The following is a 16,730-nucleotide window of genomic DNA, read 5'->3' as shown; positions in this document are numbered from 1 at the left end:
GTCGGGCCTCTTCGCGGGCAAGCCTCGCTCCTACAGGTTTGGGTCGTTTGGGAATGATATGAACGACACAACTCCTGTAGGAGCGAGGCTTGCCCGCGAATGCCCCAACTCGGTCTAGAAGGACAACCGCAGCGCCAACGCCGCCAATGTCACCAACAACACCGGCACCGTCAGCACAATCCCGACTTTGAAGTAATAACCCCAGCCAATCCGAATGCCTTTGCGCTCCAGCACATGCAGCCACAACAACGTCGCCAGACTGCCAATCGGGGTGATTTTCGGCCCGAGATCGCTGCCGATGACGTTGGCGTAAATCATCGCTTCCTTGATCACCCCGCTCGCCTGGCTGGCATCAATCGATAACAGCCCGATCAGCACCGTCGGCAGATTGTTCATGATTGACGACAGCAGCGCCGTCAGCACCCCGGTGCCCATCGCCGCGCCCCAGATGCCGTGGCCGGCGAAATAGTTGAGCCAGCCAGCGAGATAATCGGTGAGCCCGGCGTTGCGCAAACCGTAGACCACCAGGTACATGCCCAGCGAGAAAATCACGATGTGCCACGGCGCTTCTTTCATCACTTTGCGCGTGGAAATCTTGTGCCCGCGCGCCGCGATCGCCAGCAGCAACGCTGCGCACACCGCAGAAATCGCGCTGATCGGAATGCCCAGCGGTTCCAGGGCGAAGCAGCCCACCAGCAGAATCACCAACACGGCCCAACCGGCGTAAAACGTGGCTTTGTCGTGAATCGCCGTGCTCGGGTCTTCCAGTTGTTCGGGGTCGTAGGCCTTGGGAATGTCCTTGCGAAAGAACCACATCAGCATCGCCAACGTGGCGCCGACGCTGACGAAGTTGACCGGGACCATCACCGCCGCGTAGCGGTTGAAGCCGATGTGGAAGAAGTCGGCGGAAACGATGTTCACCAAGTTCGACACCACCAGCGGCAGGCTCGCGGTGTCGGCGATAAACCCGGCGCCCATGACGAATGCCAGGGTCGCGGCCGGCGAGAAACGCAGCGCCAGCAGCATGGAAATCACAATTGGTGTGAGGATCAGCGCTGCGCCGTCATTGGCAAACAATGCCGATACCAATGCGCCGAGCAGCACCATAAAGGCAAACAGCTTGCGCCCACTGCCCTTGCCCCAGCGCGCCACGTGCAACGCCGCCCAGGCAAAAAACCCGGCTTCGTCGAGCAACAGGCTGATGATGATCAGCGCCACAAAGGTGCCGGTGGCGTTCCAGATGATCTGCCACACCAGCGGAATGTCGCTGAGGTGCACCACGCCGAACAGCAGCGCCAGTGCCGCGCCGAGCACCGCGCTCCAGCCAACGCCGAGGCCTTTGGGCTGCCAAATCACCAGGGTTATGGTCAACAGAAAAATCAACGACGCAGTGAGCATGCGCAAGCAGCCTTGAACAGACAATCGGAAGGGAGGACATCCTACAGAGTGAATGGCCGAAGCGATAATTCCGTGGTGGCGAACAAATATCCTCAGCAACCACAAATAGTTGTGGGAGCAAAGCTTGCTCGCGATCGCGCTGTATCAGGCAACTTTGATGTTGGCTGTGCGGACGCTATCGCGAGCAAGCTTTGCTCCTACAGGGGTCTGTCAGACCTTTTTGTGTTGTTCGACCCATTGGCCGTAGGCATTGATGAATTTTTGCAGGAACGGCTTCACCGTTTCCGACAACTTGCCCGCTTCATCGAACGCCGTGCCCGCGCCGCCCAGGTACGCTTCCGGTTGCTGCATCAGCGGCACATCGAGAAACACCATCGACTGGCGCAGATGATGGTTGGCGCCGAAACCACCGATGGCGCCCGGCGACACGCTGATCACCGCGCCCGGCTTGCCGCTCCAGGCACTCTGGCCGTAAGGGCGCGATCCCACGTCAATCGCATTCTTCAATGGCGCCGGCACCGAACGGTTGTATTCCGGCGTGACGAACAGCACTGCGTCGGATGAGCTCACTTGTTGGCGGAAAGTGCTGTAGGCTGCCGGCGGTGAATCGCCATCGATGTCTTCGTTGTAGAGCGGCAAATCGCCTATTTCGACGATGTTCAGCTTCAGATTGGCCGGCGCCAGATCAGCCAGGGCCAGTGCGACCTTGCGATTGATCGACTCTTTTCTCAAGCTGCCGACCACAACGGCGATCGTATAGACGTTGCTCATGGAAGATTCTCGACTGTGCGATGGAAAGGACGTGTAGTTATAAATGACGATTCAAGCAGCGGGCGAGCGAAAAATGCCGCCGCTGACTATTTTTTTCCAGCAGGAAAACTTACCTCGCTTAACAGCGGTCTACAGAACCGCAAATTGAGTGATTTATCTCCAGAGGTTCTAAGCAGATGGCAGCAGTACTGGTCGGTCAGTTTCATGCGAGAGACGCGGAAGGTCGCGTTTATTCCGTGCATGAGTTCCAGGAATCCACCCCGTCGGCAGACGGTGTTGAAGGCTCAGCGCCGGTCACCACCTACAAACTGGCTATCGGCGATCGCATGAAACAGCTCGACGAAAACCGTTTCCAGTTGGTTCAGTCGGACATTACCTTGACGCGTGAACCGGATACCTACATCGGTAAACTGCCGGAACCTACCGTCGCTTCATAACCCAGTGTTATGAGCAGAAGTCATATGCACGCACTTGAGTTAGGATTCAGCCACTGACTCCCTCACCTGCTGAACATGGACTTCACGCATGCGTTTACGTCATATCGAAGTGATTCAGGCGCTGTTGCAGACCGGTCACCTGGGTACCGCCGCCGAATGGTTGCAGTTGCCGGTGGCCGAGGTCGAAAGCGTCTTGCGCGACGCCGAGGGTCAGTTGGGTTTCATGCTGTTTTCCAGTGTGCGCGGCCGATTGCAGGCCACGCGCGAAGCGCGGCAACTGCAGGTCGAAATTGCCCACGTCTACCAGGCGCTGGAGCCGGTGCAACGTCTGGCTGACAGCCTCAAGCAATACCTCGCACCGCCACTGCGCGTCATCGGCACCCCACCGCTGGCCCAACAATTATTGCCCCACAGCATCGCGGCCCTGCGCCGACGTTTCCCCGATGCGCCGTGCACCCTCCTCAGCCAACCCACCCGCGAGATCGTCCGTAGCCTGTTGCTGCGCGAGAGTGATCTGGGCCTGAGCCTGCACGATCCCGAGCACGCCGACGTCGATTGCCAAGTGATTGCCCAAGGCAAACTGCAATTGCTCGCGCCGCATGGCTGGCTGCAACCCAAACAGAAATACGTGTCGGTGCAGGATCTGGCCGGGCAGTCGATGGTCGGCCTCGACGGCCATGATCCGCTGAGCCCGGCGCTGGAAACCAAGTTGCAGGCATTGCGCCCGGCGCTAGTGATCCAGACGCGCGTGCAAACGCATCAAATGATGCGCAGCATGGTCGAGGCTGGCGAAGGCTTGGCCATTGTAGATCCGTTTACCGCACTCGGCGCCAAGTCGTCCGGGCTCGACGTGTGCCCGTTGGCGCCCGCCGTGCCGATCAGCCTCTATGCCTTGACCCTGAAGAACGCCGAGCCCTCGCCCGCCGTTCAGGCGTTGCTGGCGATCATCACGGAACAAGCCGTGGCGATGTTGTCGAGCTGAGCGGGTTTTCCAGCGGGTTATCAAACAAGCGATACCAGAACAACGCCACCTCGGCGGTGTTTGGATCGATGCCGCGATAGCGCAAATGATCGATGCCGCCAATCACGTAGCCACAGCGTTCATAGAGCCGGCAGGCGCCCAGGTTGTTGTTCTGGGTTTCGAGCATGATGCCCGGCAACTTCTTCTTGCGACTCCAGAATTGCGCGACGTCCAGCAACGCCTTGGCCACGCCGTGGCGCCGCGCCGGAGCGTGCACCGCCAATTCATCGATGTGCGCAAAGCCGTTCCAATTGGTGCTGATGACCAAGTGGCCGACCGGCTCGTCATCCAGATACGCCATGAAAATCGCGCTGTCGGCGGCATCGCGGAAACTGCTGAACTCTTCCGGGTCGATGCCGTAACACTTGCGATAAGGCGTGATCGGCGTCACCGGCCACTGCGCCACCGGGGTATCGATGGCGGCGGCACCGTAAGCGGCGACTTCGAAACTGAAATCGCTGCCCCAGATGTAAGGCGCAAAACCCTCGTCGGCAACGCGTACCGACAGCCCTGGATACTTTGGATTCATGACCGGTTGCATGCTGGGAAAGGTCCTCATTCCTTGATGCAATCGACGGTGTAGTGCCGTCCATTGCCCTCGTCTTCGTGTTGCAATCCGTGCACATCGGCGACAAATCCGGGGAAGCTGCTGTCGAAGGTACGGGCGAATGAAAGGTAATCGATGATCGAGCGGGTCGACTCGGTGAAGCGCTCACCGGGCATGATCAACGGAATGCCCGGCGGGTACGGCACCAGCATCACCGCCGCAATGCGCCCGTCCAGCGCATCGATCGACACCGCCTCGACCTCGCCGCGCACCAGTTGATCATAGGCGTCGGCGGGTTTCATGGCGATTTCCGGGAGCACGGTGTACATGCGTTTCAGGTGTTTGGCCGTGGCGTTGCTGCGGTAGCAGGTGTGCAGTTGATCACACAGATCGCGCAGGCCCATGCCTTGATACCGCGATGGGTTCTCATGAGCGACACACGGCAGGCACGCGCCGAGGCTGACGTTGGCGTCGTAGCTGCGCTTGAATTCGAGCAACTCGGTGAGCAGCGTGCTCCATTTGCCTTTGGTGATGCCCATCGAGAACAGCACCAGAAAGGAGTACAGGCCGGTCTTCTCGACCACCAACCCGCGTTCCCAGAGGAATTTGCTGACCACCGCCGCCGGAATCCCGCGCTCGCTGAGGGCACCGCCAGCGGTCAGGCCCGGCATGACCAAGGTGACTTTGATTGGATCAAGCAACACGTAATCATCGGTTACGCCGCCAAAACCATGCCAATCGGCGTCGGGTTGCAGCAGCCAGTCTTCAGTGCTGACGCGATTGATGCCTTCCACCGACGGCGGCTGCCAGATCGAAAACCACCAATCGTCCGCCGCAATGTGCTGGCGCAGATTGGCCAGCGCCCGGCGGAAACTCAGCGCCTCATCGAACATTTCCTGTAACAGCGAACGCCCGGCCGGGCCTTCCATCATCGCCGACGCGACGTCCAGCGAGGCGATGATGCTGTATTGCGGCGAGGTGGAGATGTGCATCATGAACGCTTCGTTGAAGCGATCGCGGTCCAGTTGCCGCGCGCCGCCGTCCTGCACGTGAATCATCGAGGCCTGGCTGAACGCGGCGAGCAATTTGTGCGTGGAATGGGTGGTGAACACCAGCGGGCTGTCTTCGCTGCGCGCGGTGCCCATTCCGTAGCGTCCGGCGAAGAATTCGTGAAACGCCGCGTAGGCATACCAGGCTTCGTCGAAATGCAGGACTTCGACGCTGTTGCCGAGTTGCTGTTTGATCAGCTCGGCGTTGTAGCAGAGGCCGTCGTAGGTCGAGTTGGTTACCACTGCCAGTTTGACTTTGGGCGCGCGGCCCTTGGTCAGCGGGCTGGCGTCGATTTTCGCCTGGATCGATTCGCGGCTGAATTCGCTTAACGGAATCGGGCCGATGATCCCAAGCTCATTGCGCTCGGGGCACAGGTACAGCGGAATGGCGCCGGTCATGATGATCGAGTGCAGCACCGATTTGTGGCAGTTGCGGTCGACCAGGACCAGGTCATCGCGAGCGACCATGGAATGCCAGACAATCTTGTTCGCGGTCGAGGTGCCGTTGATCACGAAGAAGGTGTGATCGGCGCCGAAATTGCGTGCGGCCCGCGCCTCAGCCTCGGCCAGCGGGCCCGTGTGATCAAGCAGCGAACCGAGCTCCGGGACTGACACCGACAGGTCCGAGCGCAGGGTGTTTTCACCGAAAAACTGGTGAAACGCCTGCCCCACCGGGCTCTTGTGATACGCCACGCCACCACCGTGGCCGGGCGTGTGCCAGGAATAATTGGAATCGGCGGTGTGCTGCACCAGCGCCTTGAAGAATGGCGGGAGCAGACCGTCGAGGTATTTGCGCGCGGCGCGGGCGACTTGGCGGGCGAGGAACGGCACGGTGTCTTCGAACAGGTAAAGGATGCCGCGCAGTTGATTAAGCTCAGCCATCGCATCGGCCGGGGCATTTTCCAGTGTGACCTGTTCGCCGAGCGCGAAGATCGGCAAGTCCGGCGCCCGAACACGCGCCAGACCGATCAATTCGGCCATATTGTGTAACAAATGCGAGTTGGAGCTGGCGTCCTCGGCGGCGATCAACATGCACGAGAGGCCGTGATGGGTCGACGCCACAAGGCGCCCTTCGGCGTAATCCACCGCACTCAAAATGCTGAAGCCTTCCTGCTCCAGCTCCCGCGCGATCCCGCGCACGCGGTCGCCGGCAACCGTGTCGGCCTTGATGTCGCGGTGCACGATCAGCACCGGAAATTTCAAATCTTTGTACATGAGGCTCAGTGTCCTGAGGCGGCAGACCGCAGCCTGCCAATTTCATCAGGGTAGAGGGTTGCGGCGAATGTGGCGAGTGCGGATGCCCTGAAGCGGGTCAGCGGATGCACCATCATGTGGCCAGCAGTGTTGGGCAAAAATGCTGAATTGGGATAGTTACATCCCGTGGGCAGCAGCCCTGAACAGAATTCAAATTATGAAGAAGAGTGAAATCCCGTGGCGAGGGGGCTCGCCCCCGTTGGGGCGCGAAGCGGCCCCCTGCATTTCTCCAATCACACTGCATGTGCAGGATTGGCGACTGCTGCGCAGCCGAACGGGGGCAAGCCCCCTCGCCACAGGTTCCCGCTAGCCTCAGAGCTGGCTTTGCCTCGGCGAGTCGCTGCCACGATAGCGATCAGAATCCCAAATTTGAGTAAGGGTGACACCCCGTGGCGAGGGGGCTCGCCCCCGTTGGGGCGCGAAGCGGCCCCCTGCATTTCCACAGCCACACCGCATGTGCAGGATTGGCGACTGCTGCGCAGCCGGACGGGGGCGAGCCCCCTCACCACAGGTTCGCGCTAGCCTCAGACCTGAGCCTTCCCTCGGCGATTTGCTGCCACGATAGCGATCAGAATCCCAAATTTGAGGAGAGTGACATCCCGTGGCGAGGGGGCTTGCCCCCGTTGGGGCGCGAAGCGGCCCCCTGCATTTCCCCAATCACACCGCATGCGCAGGATTGGCGACTGCTGCGCAGCCGAACGGGGGCGAGCCCCCTCGCCACAGGTTCGCGCTAGCCTCAGACCTGGCTCTGCCTCGGCGCGTCGCTGCCACGATAGCAATCAGAATCCCAAATTTGAGGAGGGTGACATCCCGTGGCGAGGGGGCTTGCCCCCGTTGGGGCGCGAAGCGGCCTCCTGCATTCCAACAGTCACACCGCATGTGCAGGATTGGCGACTGCTGCGCAGCCGGACGGGGGCAAGCCCCCTCGCCACAGGTTCGCGTCAGCCTCAGACCTGGGCTTTGCCTCGGCTAGTTGCTGCCACGATAGTGATCAGAATCCCAAATTTGAGGAAGGGTGACCCCCCGTGGCGAGGGGGCTTGCCCCCGTTGGGGCGCGAAGCGCCCCCCCTGCATTTCCCCAATCACACTGCATGTGCAGGATTGGCGACTGCTGCGCAGCCGAACGGGGGCAAGCCCCCTCACCACAGGTTCGCGTCAGGCTCTGACCTGGGCTTTGCCTCGGCTAGTTGCTGCCACGATAGCAATCAGAATCCCAATTTTGAGGAGAGTTACATCCCGTGGCGAGGGGGCTTGCCCCCCTTGGGGCGCGAAGCGGCCCCCTGCATTCCAACAGTCACACCGCATGTGCAGGATTGGCGACTGCTGCTCAGCCGAACGGGGGCAAGCCCCCTCGCCACAGGTTAGCGCTAGCCTCAGAGCTGGGCTTTGCCTCGGCGAGTTGCTGCCACAGCAGTGATCAGAATCCCAAATTTGAGGAGAGTGACATCCTGTGGCGAGGGGGCTTGCCCCCGTTGGGGCGCGAAGCGGCCCCCTGCATTTCCCCAATCACACTGCATGTGCAGGATTGGCGACTGCTGCGCAGCCGAACGGGGGCAAGCCACCTCGCCACAGGTTAGCGCTAGCCTCAGGCCTGGGCTTTTGCTTCGGCGAGTTGCTGCCACAGTGATGGTGCGCCGGCAGACTTGGCGATCGCTTCGAGTCGCGCTACGTGTTGCGCCAGGTCATCTTCGCTGGCCGGAATGATCCGCGTTGGTCGGCGATCCACCGGCAAGCGGCGGATTTCCGTGGCGGAGTTGTCTGCACCGTCGCCCGAGCCGTTGCCGTCCGAAGCATTGCCGGCCAGCGACAGGCTGGTCTGGCCGCCGGTCATGGTCAGGTAAACGTCAGCGAGAATCTCGGAGTCGAGCAAGGCGCCGTGCAACTCACGGCCGGAGTTGTCGACGCCGTAACGTTTGCACAAGGCATCGAGGCTGTTGCGCTGACCCGGGTGACGTTCCCGGGCCATCATCAAGGTGTCGAGGATCGAGCAATGCTGGGTGATGTCAGCACGATCGTGCTGGCCCATCAGCGCGAATTCGTTGTTGATGAAACCAACGTCGAACGCCGCGTTATGGATGATCAGCTGTGCGCCTTTGATGAATTCGAAAAACTCATCGGCGACTTCATTGAAACGCGGCTTGCCGACCAGGAATTCGTTGGTGATGCCGTGAACGCCGATGGCGCCTTCATCACTCTCGCGGTCCGGTTGCAGGTAAACGTGGAAATGCCGGCCAGTGAGGCGCCGACCGATCAACTCGACACAACCGATTTCGATAATCCGGTGGCCGTCGGTCACCGGCATGCCGGTGGTTTCGGTATCGAGTACAACGGATCTGGTGGCCATCAGTGCTCAGCTCTCAACGGGTCAATCGTGCAAAAGCGGCGATCTTAACATGCTCGCAGGCTCGCTCGTGAAGGCCGCGCCATGCTCGTTCCCATGCTCGGCGTGGGAATGCCTCAACGGACGCTCCGCGTTCAGCTCTGGATGGGGACGCGGAGCGTCCCCGGCTGCATTCCCACGCAGAGCGTTGGAACGATCAACGCTGGATCAATCCTGCTTGTAACCGCGTACTTCGTCGACGCCGCGGTTGGCCAGTTGGTCAGCGCGTTCGTTGCCATGGTGGCCGATGTGGCCGCGTACCCATTTCCAGGTCACGGTGTGGCGGTTGACCTGCTCGTCGAGCAACTTCCACAGGTCGGCATTCTTCACCGGCTCTTTCGCCGCCGTCTTCCAGCCGCGTTTTTTCCAGTTGGCCATCCATTCGTTGATGCCCTTCATCACGTACTGCGAATCCGTCACCAGCAGCACGTCGCAGGAACGCTTGAGTTCTTCCAGGCCTTTGATCGCGCCCATCAGCTCCATGCGGTTGTTGGTGGTGTTGGCTTCGCCGCCCCACAATTCCTTTTCGACGCCTTTGCACACCAGCAGAGCGCCCCAGCCGCCGGGGCCGGGGTTGCCTTTGCAGGCGCCATCAGTGAACAGTTCTACGCTATCGCTCATGCCAATCTATCCAGAAAAATGCGGGAAAAATGCGGGAAAAATGCGCTGGCTCACCGATCCGCGATCGACGATGCCCGAGGCCGGGGTCACCCGGCCGGGAAAATAAAGAAGGTTTACGGCTCGATATTGCGACGATTGACCTTGGCCATCGGCAACGGAATCAGCTTGCCCATCGGCTCACGCCGGGCCTGACGCACCGGCCGCAGCCCAACGGCAATCTTGCGCGCGACCAGTAAATAGAAGCCGCCGCCCGACAGTTGCCAGTCACCGGCCTTGCGCTCCCAGCCTGCCAGACGGGCCTGCCATTTGGGCGACGCAAGCGGCGGACGATAGCACCCGAAGCGGCGTTTCTCCAGCGCGAAGCCCAGCAGGTTCAGCCAGTCGCCGACCCGCGATGGCGAAATACAGCGGGCTTTGCGCATCGCGTCATTGGCGAACATATGGCGCAGGCCCCAGGTGCTCCAGGGATTGATGCCGACGATCACCAGATGCCCGCCGGGCCGCACGCTGCTGGCCGCTTCACGCAGCAAACCGTGGGGCGACAGGCAAAAATCCAGCCCATGCTGCAACACCACGACGTCGGCGGCGTGCTCGCTCAGCGGCCACGCCTGCTCTTCGCAGACAATCTCGACGCCGGGCAACGGCGCACCGAGGCGCACATTGCGCTGCACTTGCGGCGCTGCCGGCGGGGTTTCCGCCGATGGGCCGTAGTGCACAAGATAGCCGCCGAAGAACCGGCCCAGCTCTTCGTCGAGCATGCGTCGTTCTTCGTCCAGCAGAAATTGCCCGATCGGGCCGGCCAGCCATTCACGGGCGGCGCTGATCAATGCCAGCCACTCAGGATCGGCCTGAGCGAACGCTTTATCGGTCATTGCATTCTCCAAAGCGCCAGGAAGTTCTAAGATGCGCCAATGTTTTCCGCTTGGCGAATCCGACGATGATACAGATCAGTGCCCTGCCCGCCTTCACCGACAACTACATCTGGTTGTTACAGGACCACCGTACCCAGCGCTGCGCCGTGGTCGATCCGGGCGATGCCGCGCCGGTACAAGCCTGGCTCGCGGCGCATCCGGGCTGGGTGCTCAGCGATATTCTGATCACTCACCATCATCATGACCATGTCGGCGGCGTCCAGCAGCTGAAAAATGCGACCGACGCAAAAGTCTACGGCCCGGCCAGCGAGAATATCCCGGCGCGCGACGTTGCGCTCAAGGACAACGACCGCATCAACGTGCTCGATTGGGAATTCGAGGTGTACGCCGTGCCCGGCCACACCCTCGGCCACATCGCGTTTTATCACCACGGCCTGCTGTTCTGCGGCGACACCCTGTTTGCCGCCGGTTGCGGCCGCCTGTTCGAAGGCACGCCGCAGCAGATGCACACCTCGCTGACGCGTCTGGCGGCGTTGCCCGAAGATACGCTGGTGTATTGCACCCACGAGTACACCTTGAGCAATTTGAAGTTTGCCGTCGCCGTCGAACCGGGCAACCCGGACACCGCCGAACGGCTGGCAAAAGTCAGCGCTCAACGCGAGGCGGGGATCATGACGCTGCCCTCGACTTTGGCCCTGGAAAAGCTCACCAATCCGTTTTTGCGGGTTGAAGAAACATCCGTTAAAGAAAAAGTGGACGAACGGAATGGAACCCTGCACGAGGGTCCCACTGCGGTTTTTGCTGCCTTGCGCGCTTGGAAAGATAAGTTCTAAGCGGGCACCCGGCGGGTCCGATAAATCTGAATGGTTGACCGCAGGGGGTGCGCTTTCTAGAATCGCCCGACATTTTTGCCCGGAACTTACTTCCAGCCAATGTCGTCATCTATTCGTAAAGCCATCAATTCAGACGCATTGACCCGCCTGGCTCAAGCCATCGCGGTGGCTGTGTCCGCCACTCTGGCGGGCTGTTCAAGCCATGTCCCGCAAACCGAAATCACCCATACACCCAACGTTGCCGCTCGCGCCAAACAGAAGCCGATCTGGATCAACGAGAAGCCCACACCACAAATTCCACAGGACGTCTGGGAGCGCATGCGCCAAGGCTTCCAGTTGCAGGACAGCGTCAGCGTCAACCCGCGCATCGAGCAACAGCGCCTGTGGTTCGCCAGCAACCCGTCCTTCCTCGAAAATGCCGGCGAACGCGGCAGCCTCTACATTCACTACATCGTCGAGCGCCTCGAAGAACGCAACATGCCGCTGGAACTGGCGCTGCTGCCAGTGATTGAAAGCGCCTACAACCCGATGGCTTACTCGCGCGCCGACGCAGTGGGCTTGTGGCAGTTCATTCCGTCCACCGGGCGTTATTTCAATCTGCGGCAAACCCGTTTCTATGATGGCCGTCGCGATATCACCGCTTCGACCACGGCGGCGATGGATTACCTGACCCGCCTGCACGACATGTTCAACGGTGACTGGCTGCTGGCCCTCGCCGCGTATAACGCGGGCGAAGGCACGGTCAGCCGCGCCATCGAGCGCAACGAGAAGCTCGGCCTGCCGACCGACTACTGGAACCTGCCACTGCCGGCCGAAACCCAGGCCTATGTGCCGAAGTTGCTGGCGCTGTCGCAAGTGGTGCTGGCGCCGGAAGCCTACGGGGTCAACCTCAACCCGATCGCCAACGAACCGTATTTCCAAGTCGTCGAAATCAACCAGCGCATGGACCTGTCCAAGGTTGCGGCGGTCGCCAACATCGACGAAGACGAGCTGTTCCAGCTCAACCCGGCCTTCAAGCAGCGCACCACCATCGACGGCCCCCAGCATTTGCTGGTGCCGACGTCCAAGGCGCAACTGCTGACGGCCAGCCTGTCGACCATGCGCCCGGACGAGCTGATCAGTCAGCGTTCGCTCAAGCCTGTGTTCGAAGGCGCTGACAGTGCGGAAATCGCCCAGCTCAAACGCGCTTACCGAGTCAAACGTGGCGATAACCTCGGCACCATCGCCAAGGCCAACAAGGTCGATGTGCGGGATTTGCAGCGCTGGAACAAGTTGACCGGGAAAAACCTCAAGGTTGGCCAGACCCTGGTCATGCAGGACAAAACCCCGGCCAAGCGCAGTGGTCGCGTCAACACCGTTATCGCCGCGAACAGCAAAACCAAAGCCTCCTCCAAAACCACCAGCAAATCGCAGCAGACTCAGTACAAGGTCAAGCAAGGCGATTCGCTGTATATGGTTGCCAAACGTTTCAACGTTGAAATGCAACACCTCAAGCGCTGGAATCCGCGCGTTGGCCAGGCGCTGAAGCCAGGCCAGATGCTGACGGTGTCGTCGCCACGCTAATAAAGAGCCCCTGAATTCAGGGGCTTTTTTTTACCCAGAATCCGCATCCCCTGTAGCAGCTGCCGAGCCCCGCGAGGCTGCGATCGGCTGCGCAGCAGTCGTAAAACCTGAGTGCCAGATATTCCTGATACACCGCGTCATCTCAATTCACGACTGCTTCGCAGCCGAACGCAGCCTCGCACGCTCGGCAGCTGCTACAGGCCGTCTATCCCTGCAATTAACCACGCATTAAGCCCCTGTCTTTTTCCTGTCGATACAAGCTGTTACTGTACTGGCCACAAAGCCCCAGCCGCCTGGATCTGATTTGACTTGAAGCGTCCCCTCCTCCTGCTCCTGATCAGCCTGGCATTGAGCCCCTGTGCGCACGCGACGATCAGCGAAAGCCATGGTTATGCGCAGTTCGGCACGCTCAAGTACCCGGCCAGATTTACCCACTTCGACTGGGTCAACCCGCAAGCGCCCAAGGGCGGTACGTTGCGGGTGATGGCGTTTGGCACCTTCGATACGCTCAACCCCTACACCCTCAAGGGCTCCAGCCCGGTTTCCACACCCAACTTCCTCCAGTACGGCATCAACGAGCTCAACGAACCGTTGATGGTCGGCACCGGCCAGTACGCGCCGTCCGGCGATGAGCCGACGTCCAGCTATGGCCTGATCGCGCAATCGGTGGAATACAGCGAGGATCGCAGCTGGGTAATGTTCAACCTGCGGCCCGAAGCGCGCTTCCACGATGGCACGCCGATCACCGCTTATGACGTGGCGTTTTCCTACCGTCTGCTGCTCAAGGAAGGCCATCCGCAGTACCGCACCAACCTTCAGGAAGTGCTGCGAGTCGACATCCTTAATCCACGGCGGATTCGCTTCGTGTTCAAACGCGCAGGCAATCCGCTGCTGATTCTGCGCCTCGGCGAGTTGCCGGTGCTGCCGCAGCACTACTGGAAAAACCGCGACTTCAAAGCCACCACGTTCGAGCCGCCGCTGGGCAGCGGGCCGTATCGCATCACCGCGGTGCAACCGGGGCGGCAAGTGGTGTTCGAGCGGGTCAAGGATTACTGGGGCAAAGACCTGGCGGTCAATCGCGGCAAGTACAACGTCGACCGCATGCAAGTCGAGTTCTACCGCGACAGCGATGTGGCGTTCGAAGCCTTCAAGGCTGGCGAGTTCGACATCTACATCGAGCATCAGGCGAAAAACTGGGCCAACGGCTACAACTTCCCGGCCGTGCGCCGTGGCGATGTGATCAAGGCGCAAATCGCGCATCAGATCCCGACCCAGAGCCAAGGCTTGTTCATGAACACCCGGCGGCCGACGTTCGCCGAGACCAAAGTCCGCGAAGCGCTGGGGCTGATGTTCGACTTTGAATGGACCAACCGCACGCTGTTCAGCGGCGCCTACAAACGGGCGATCAGTTACTACCCCAACAGCGAATTCTCCGCCAGCGGCCTGCCGGTCGGGCACGAATGGCTGATGCTCAAGCCGTACCGCGAGCAATTGCCGGCCAAGCTGTTCACCGAACCCTTCAGCCTGTCGCAGACTGACGGGCGTGGCATTCCGCGAGAAACCATGCGCAAGGCCTTGGCCCTGCTCGGTGAAGCCGGTTGGAAGCTCAACGGCCAGCGCGTGCAGAACGCCGCCGGGCGTCCGTTACGGTTCGAGATTCTGCTGGTCAATCCGAACCTCGAACGCATCCTCCAGCCTTACGTCGAGAACCTGGCGAGCATCGGCATCGACGCGCGGCTGCGCACGGTTGATCGCGCGCAATACAAACAGCGCCTCGACCAGTTCGATTTCGACATGATTCTGCTCACGCTCAACCAGACCCTCAGCCCCGGTCTGGAGCAGTGGCAGTATTTCCATTCCAGTCAGGTCGGGGTCAAGGGCAGCAAAAACTACGCAGGCATCGCCAACCCGGTGGTCGATCACCTGCTCGAACAATTGCTCGCCGCGCAAACTCGCGACGAACAGGTCGCCGCCGGCAAAGCGCTCGACCGCGTACTGCTGTGGCAGCACTACAGCATTCCCAACTGGTACCTCAATTATCATCGCCTGGCCTACCGCAATCGGCTGGCTTTCGTCACTACGCCGCCCTACACCCTGGGCCTGTCCGCGTGGTGGCTGAAATCTTCGGAGAAAGATCAATGAAACCCGTACGCGCCCTGCTCTTGCAGGCCAGCGGTCTGTTGTTCGCCGGGCTGGCCTGTGCCGCCCCGCAATATGCCCTGACTCTGTACAACGAGCCGCCGAAATACCCGGCCAACTTCAAGCACTTCGACTTCGTCAACCCGGACGCGCCCAAGGGCGGGATCTTCCGTCAGGCCGGCCTCGGTGGTTTCGACAGCCTCAACCCGTTCATCAGCAAAGGCGTGCCGGCCAGCGACATCGACCTGATCTACGACACCCTGACCCGCCACAGCCTCGACGAACCGTTCACCGAATACGGGCTGATCGCAGGCAAAATCGAGAAAGACCCGGACAACAGCTGGGTGCGTTTTTACCTGCGCCCCGAAGCGCGGTTCAACGACGGCCATCCGGTGCGCGCCGAAGACGTCGTGTTCAGTTTCCAGACCCTGGTCAAGGACGGCGCGCCGCTCTATCGCGGCTACTACAACGACGTTGCCGACGTGGTCGCCGAAGACCCGTTGACCGTGGTGTTCAAGTTCAAGCACAGCAACAACCGCGAACTGCCGCTGATCCTCGGCCAGATCCCGGTGCTGCCGAAACACTGGTGGGCGACGCGCGACTTCAACAAGGGCAACCTCGAAATGCCGCTCGGCAGCGGCCCGTACAAGGTCAGCGAAGTGAAGGCCGGACGTTCGGTGCGCTACGAGCGGGTCAAGGATTACTGGGGCAAAGACCTGCCGGTCAATCGCGGTTTCTACAACTTTGACGTGATGACCACTGACTATTACCGCGACAACACCGTGGCCCTAGAAGCGCTCAAGGCCGGGCAGTTCGATTACTGGCTGGAGATGACCGCGAAGAATTGGGCCAACGCCTACAACATTCCGGCGGTGACCGAGGGCCGGTTGATCAAGGAACAGATCCCCAACGGCAACCCGACCGGCATGCAGGGCTTTGTCTTCAACCTGCGCCGTGCGGCGTTCCAGGACGTGCGCGTGCGTCAGGCACTGACACTGCTGCTGGATTTCGAGTGGACCAACAAGCAACTGTTCAACGGCGCCTACGCGCGTACACGCAGTTACTTCGAGAATTCCGAAATGGCCGCGACCGGCCTGCCGGATGCCGATCAATTGGCGATCCTCGATCCGTTTCGCGGCAAGATCCCCGAGCAAGTGTTCAGCGAAGCGTTCCAGAACCCGATGACCGACGCCAGCGGAATGATTCGCAACCAGCAACGCAAGGCCTATCAATTGCTGCAAGAAGCTGGCTGGCGCATCGTCGACGACAAAATGGTCGACACCCACGGCAAACCGGTGACCATCGAATTCCTGTTGGCGCAGACCGATTTTGAACGGGTGCTGCTGCCGTTCAAGCGCAACCTCAGCGACCTCGGCATCGACATGGTGATTCGCCGCGTTGACGTTTCGCAGTACATCAACCGCGTGCGCTCGCGCGACTTCGACATGATCGTCGGCAGTTTTCCGCAGTCCAGCTCGCCGGGCAACGAGCAGCGCGAATTCTGGATGTCCGCCGCCGCCGATAAGCCCGGCAGCCGCAATACCATGGGTTTGAAAGACCCGGCGGTTGACCAGTTGGTCGAACAACTGATCAACGCCGATTCACGCAAAAGCCTGGTGGCCCACGCCCGCGCGCTCGACCGTGTGCTGCAATGGGGTTATTACGTGATCCCCAACTGGCACATCAAGACCTGGCGCGTGGCTTACTGGAACCACATCGGTCACCCCACAACCTCGCCCAAGTACGACGTCGGCATCAGCACCTGGTGGATCAAGCCTGACGCGGCGCCGGCGGTAGAAGTCGAATCGAAACTGCAAGCCGACCCTGCGGGCACGGAGTAATCAG

13 protein-coding genes are annotated in these 16,730 nt (G+C 60.7%); 6 read left to right on the top strand and 7 right to left on the bottom strand.

Features of this window, described 5'->3' with window-relative positions; translation table 11 throughout:
- Window positions 1–114: 114 nt before the first annotated feature.
- On the bottom strand, window positions 115–1,398 hold the full coding sequence (locus tag BI292_RS11470; RefSeq protein ID WP_101207942.1) for an arsenic transporter: 1,284 nt from the start codon (window positions 1,396–1,398) through the stop codon (window positions 115–117).
- Between the two features lie 210 nt (window positions 1,399–1,608).
- Window positions 1,609–2,169 (bottom strand): NADPH-dependent FMN reductase, encoded by a 561-nt coding sequence (locus BI292_RS11465; RefSeq protein ID WP_092269522.1) that lies wholly within the window; start codon window positions 2,167–2,169, stop codon window positions 1,609–1,611.
- Window positions 2,170–2,345: 176 nt separating this feature from the next.
- Between BI292_RS11465 and BI292_RS11460 the strand changes: the two genes are divergently transcribed.
- Window positions 2,346–2,606, top strand: a complete 261-nt coding sequence (locus BI292_RS11460; RefSeq protein WP_092269525.1) for a hypothetical protein — start codon at window positions 2,346–2,348, stop codon at window positions 2,604–2,606.
- Between the two features lie 88 nt (window positions 2,607–2,694).
- Window positions 2,695–3,588: a LysR substrate-binding domain-containing protein gene (locus BI292_RS11455; protein ID WP_092269528.1), complete on the top strand. Its 894-nt coding sequence runs from the start codon at window positions 2,695–2,697 to the stop codon at window positions 3,586–3,588.
- Here the strand turns inward: BI292_RS11455 and BI292_RS11450 are convergent.
- From BI292_RS11450 to BI292_RS11430, 5 genes are all read right to left on the bottom strand, one after another.
- Entirely contained in the window at window positions 3,554–4,168 is a 615-nt protein-coding gene (locus BI292_RS11450) for a GNAT family N-acetyltransferase (protein ID WP_101207941.1), read from the bottom strand. The genes BI292_RS11455 and BI292_RS11450 overlap by 35 nt on opposite strands.
- A 14-nt stretch (window positions 4,169–4,182) precedes the next feature.
- Window positions 4,183–6,438 (bottom strand): Orn/Lys/Arg decarboxylase N-terminal domain-containing protein, encoded by a 2,256-nt coding sequence (locus BI292_RS11445; protein ID WP_101207940.1) that lies wholly within the window; start codon window positions 6,436–6,438, stop codon window positions 4,183–4,185.
- A gap of 1,624 nt (window positions 6,439–8,062) precedes the next feature.
- Window positions 8,063–8,821: a DNA polymerase III subunit epsilon gene (gene dnaQ, locus BI292_RS11440; RefSeq protein WP_092269536.1), complete on the bottom strand. Its 759-nt coding sequence runs from the start codon at window positions 8,819–8,821 to the stop codon at window positions 8,063–8,065.
- 204 nt (window positions 8,822–9,025) lie between these two features.
- Entirely contained in the window at window positions 9,026–9,478 is a 453-nt protein-coding gene (gene rnhA / locus BI292_RS11435) for a ribonuclease HI (RefSeq protein WP_054047533.1), read from the bottom strand.
- A 113-nt stretch (window positions 9,479–9,591) separates the two neighbouring features.
- The gene (locus BI292_RS11430) at window positions 9,592–10,350 is read right to left on the bottom strand and encodes a class I SAM-dependent methyltransferase (RefSeq protein WP_092269539.1); all 759 of its coding nucleotides are present in this window, start codon (window positions 10,348–10,350) and stop codon (window positions 9,592–9,594) included.
- 65 nt (window positions 10,351–10,415) lie between these two features.
- Between BI292_RS11430 and gloB the strand changes: the two genes are divergently transcribed.
- The 4 genes from gloB to BI292_RS11410 all read left to right on the top strand — a co-directional run bounded on the left by gloB (window position 10,416) and on the right by BI292_RS11410 (window position 16,726).
- Window positions 10,416–11,183, top strand: coding sequence for a hydroxyacylglutathione hydrolase (gene gloB, locus BI292_RS11425; protein WP_101207968.1), 768 nt, complete (start codon window positions 10,416–10,418; stop codon window positions 11,181–11,183).
- Between the two features lie 99 nt (window positions 11,184–11,282).
- Window positions 11,283–12,746, top strand: coding sequence for a transglycosylase SLT domain-containing protein (locus tag BI292_RS11420; protein WP_101207939.1), 1,464 nt, complete (start codon window positions 11,283–11,285; stop codon window positions 12,744–12,746).
- A gap of 327 nt (window positions 12,747–13,073) precedes the next feature.
- Window positions 13,074–14,888, top strand: a complete 1,815-nt coding sequence (locus BI292_RS11415; protein WP_371918726.1) for an extracellular solute-binding protein — start codon at window positions 13,074–13,076, stop codon at window positions 14,886–14,888.
- Entirely contained in the window at window positions 14,885–16,726 is a 1,842-nt protein-coding gene (locus BI292_RS11410; protein ID WP_101207937.1) for an extracellular solute-binding protein, read from the top strand. The genes BI292_RS11415 and BI292_RS11410 overlap by 4 nt, the downstream gene beginning before the upstream one ends.
- Window positions 16,727–16,730 lie beyond the last annotated feature (4 nt).

This window comes from Pseudomonas sp. 43NM1, from assembly GCF_002836905.1.
GTDB classification, from domain to species: domain Bacteria; phylum Pseudomonadota; class Gammaproteobacteria; order Pseudomonadales; family Pseudomonadaceae; genus Aquipseudomonas; species Aquipseudomonas prosekii.
Note: the sequence above shows the minus strand (reverse complement) of the source record. Positions and strands in the feature narration are given on the sequence as shown.

What these genes read in the sequence shown, in the direction of transcription:
- BI292_RS11465 (WP_092269522.1), bottom strand. Translation starts at nt 2,169, where the DNA reads ATGAGCAACGTCTATACGATCGCCGTTGTGGTCGGCAGCTTGAGAAAA.
- BI292_RS11455 (WP_092269528.1), top strand. Translation starts at nt 2,695, where the DNA reads ATGCGTTTACGTCATATCGAAGTGATTCAGGCGCTGTTGCAGACCGGT.
- BI292_RS11445 (WP_101207940.1), bottom strand. Translation starts at nt 6,438, where the DNA reads ATGTACAAAGATTTGAAATTTCCGGTGCTGATCGTGCACCGCGACATC.
- dnaQ (WP_092269536.1), bottom strand. Translation starts at nt 8,821, where the DNA reads ATGGCCACCAGATCCGTTGTACTCGATACCGAAACCACCGGCATGCCG.
- BI292_RS11450 (WP_101207941.1), bottom strand. Translation starts at nt 4,168, where the DNA reads ATGCAACCGGTCATGAATCCAAAGTATCCAGGGCTGTCGGTACGCGTT.
- BI292_RS11410 (WP_101207937.1), top strand. Translation starts at nt 14,885, where the DNA reads ATGAAACCCGTACGCGCCCTGCTCTTGCAGGCCAGCGGTCTGTTGTTC.
- gloB (WP_101207968.1), top strand. Translation starts at nt 10,416, where the DNA reads ATGATACAGATCAGTGCCCTGCCCGCCTTCACCGACAACTACATCTGG.
- BI292_RS11470 (WP_101207942.1), bottom strand. Translation starts at nt 1,398, where the DNA reads ATGCTCACTGCGTCGTTGATTTTTCTGTTGACCATAACCCTGGTGATT.
- BI292_RS11430 (WP_092269539.1), bottom strand. Translation starts at nt 10,350, where the DNA reads ATGACCGATAAAGCGTTCGCTCAGGCCGATCCTGAGTGGCTGGCATTG.
- BI292_RS11420 (WP_101207939.1), top strand. Translation starts at nt 11,283, where the DNA reads ATGTCGTCATCTATTCGTAAAGCCATCAATTCAGACGCATTGACCCGC.
- BI292_RS11460 (WP_092269525.1), top strand. Translation starts at nt 2,346, where the DNA reads ATGGCAGCAGTACTGGTCGGTCAGTTTCATGCGAGAGACGCGGAAGGT.
- rnhA (WP_054047533.1), bottom strand. Translation starts at nt 9,478, where the DNA reads ATGAGCGATAGCGTAGAACTGTTCACTGATGGCGCCTGCAAAGGCAAC.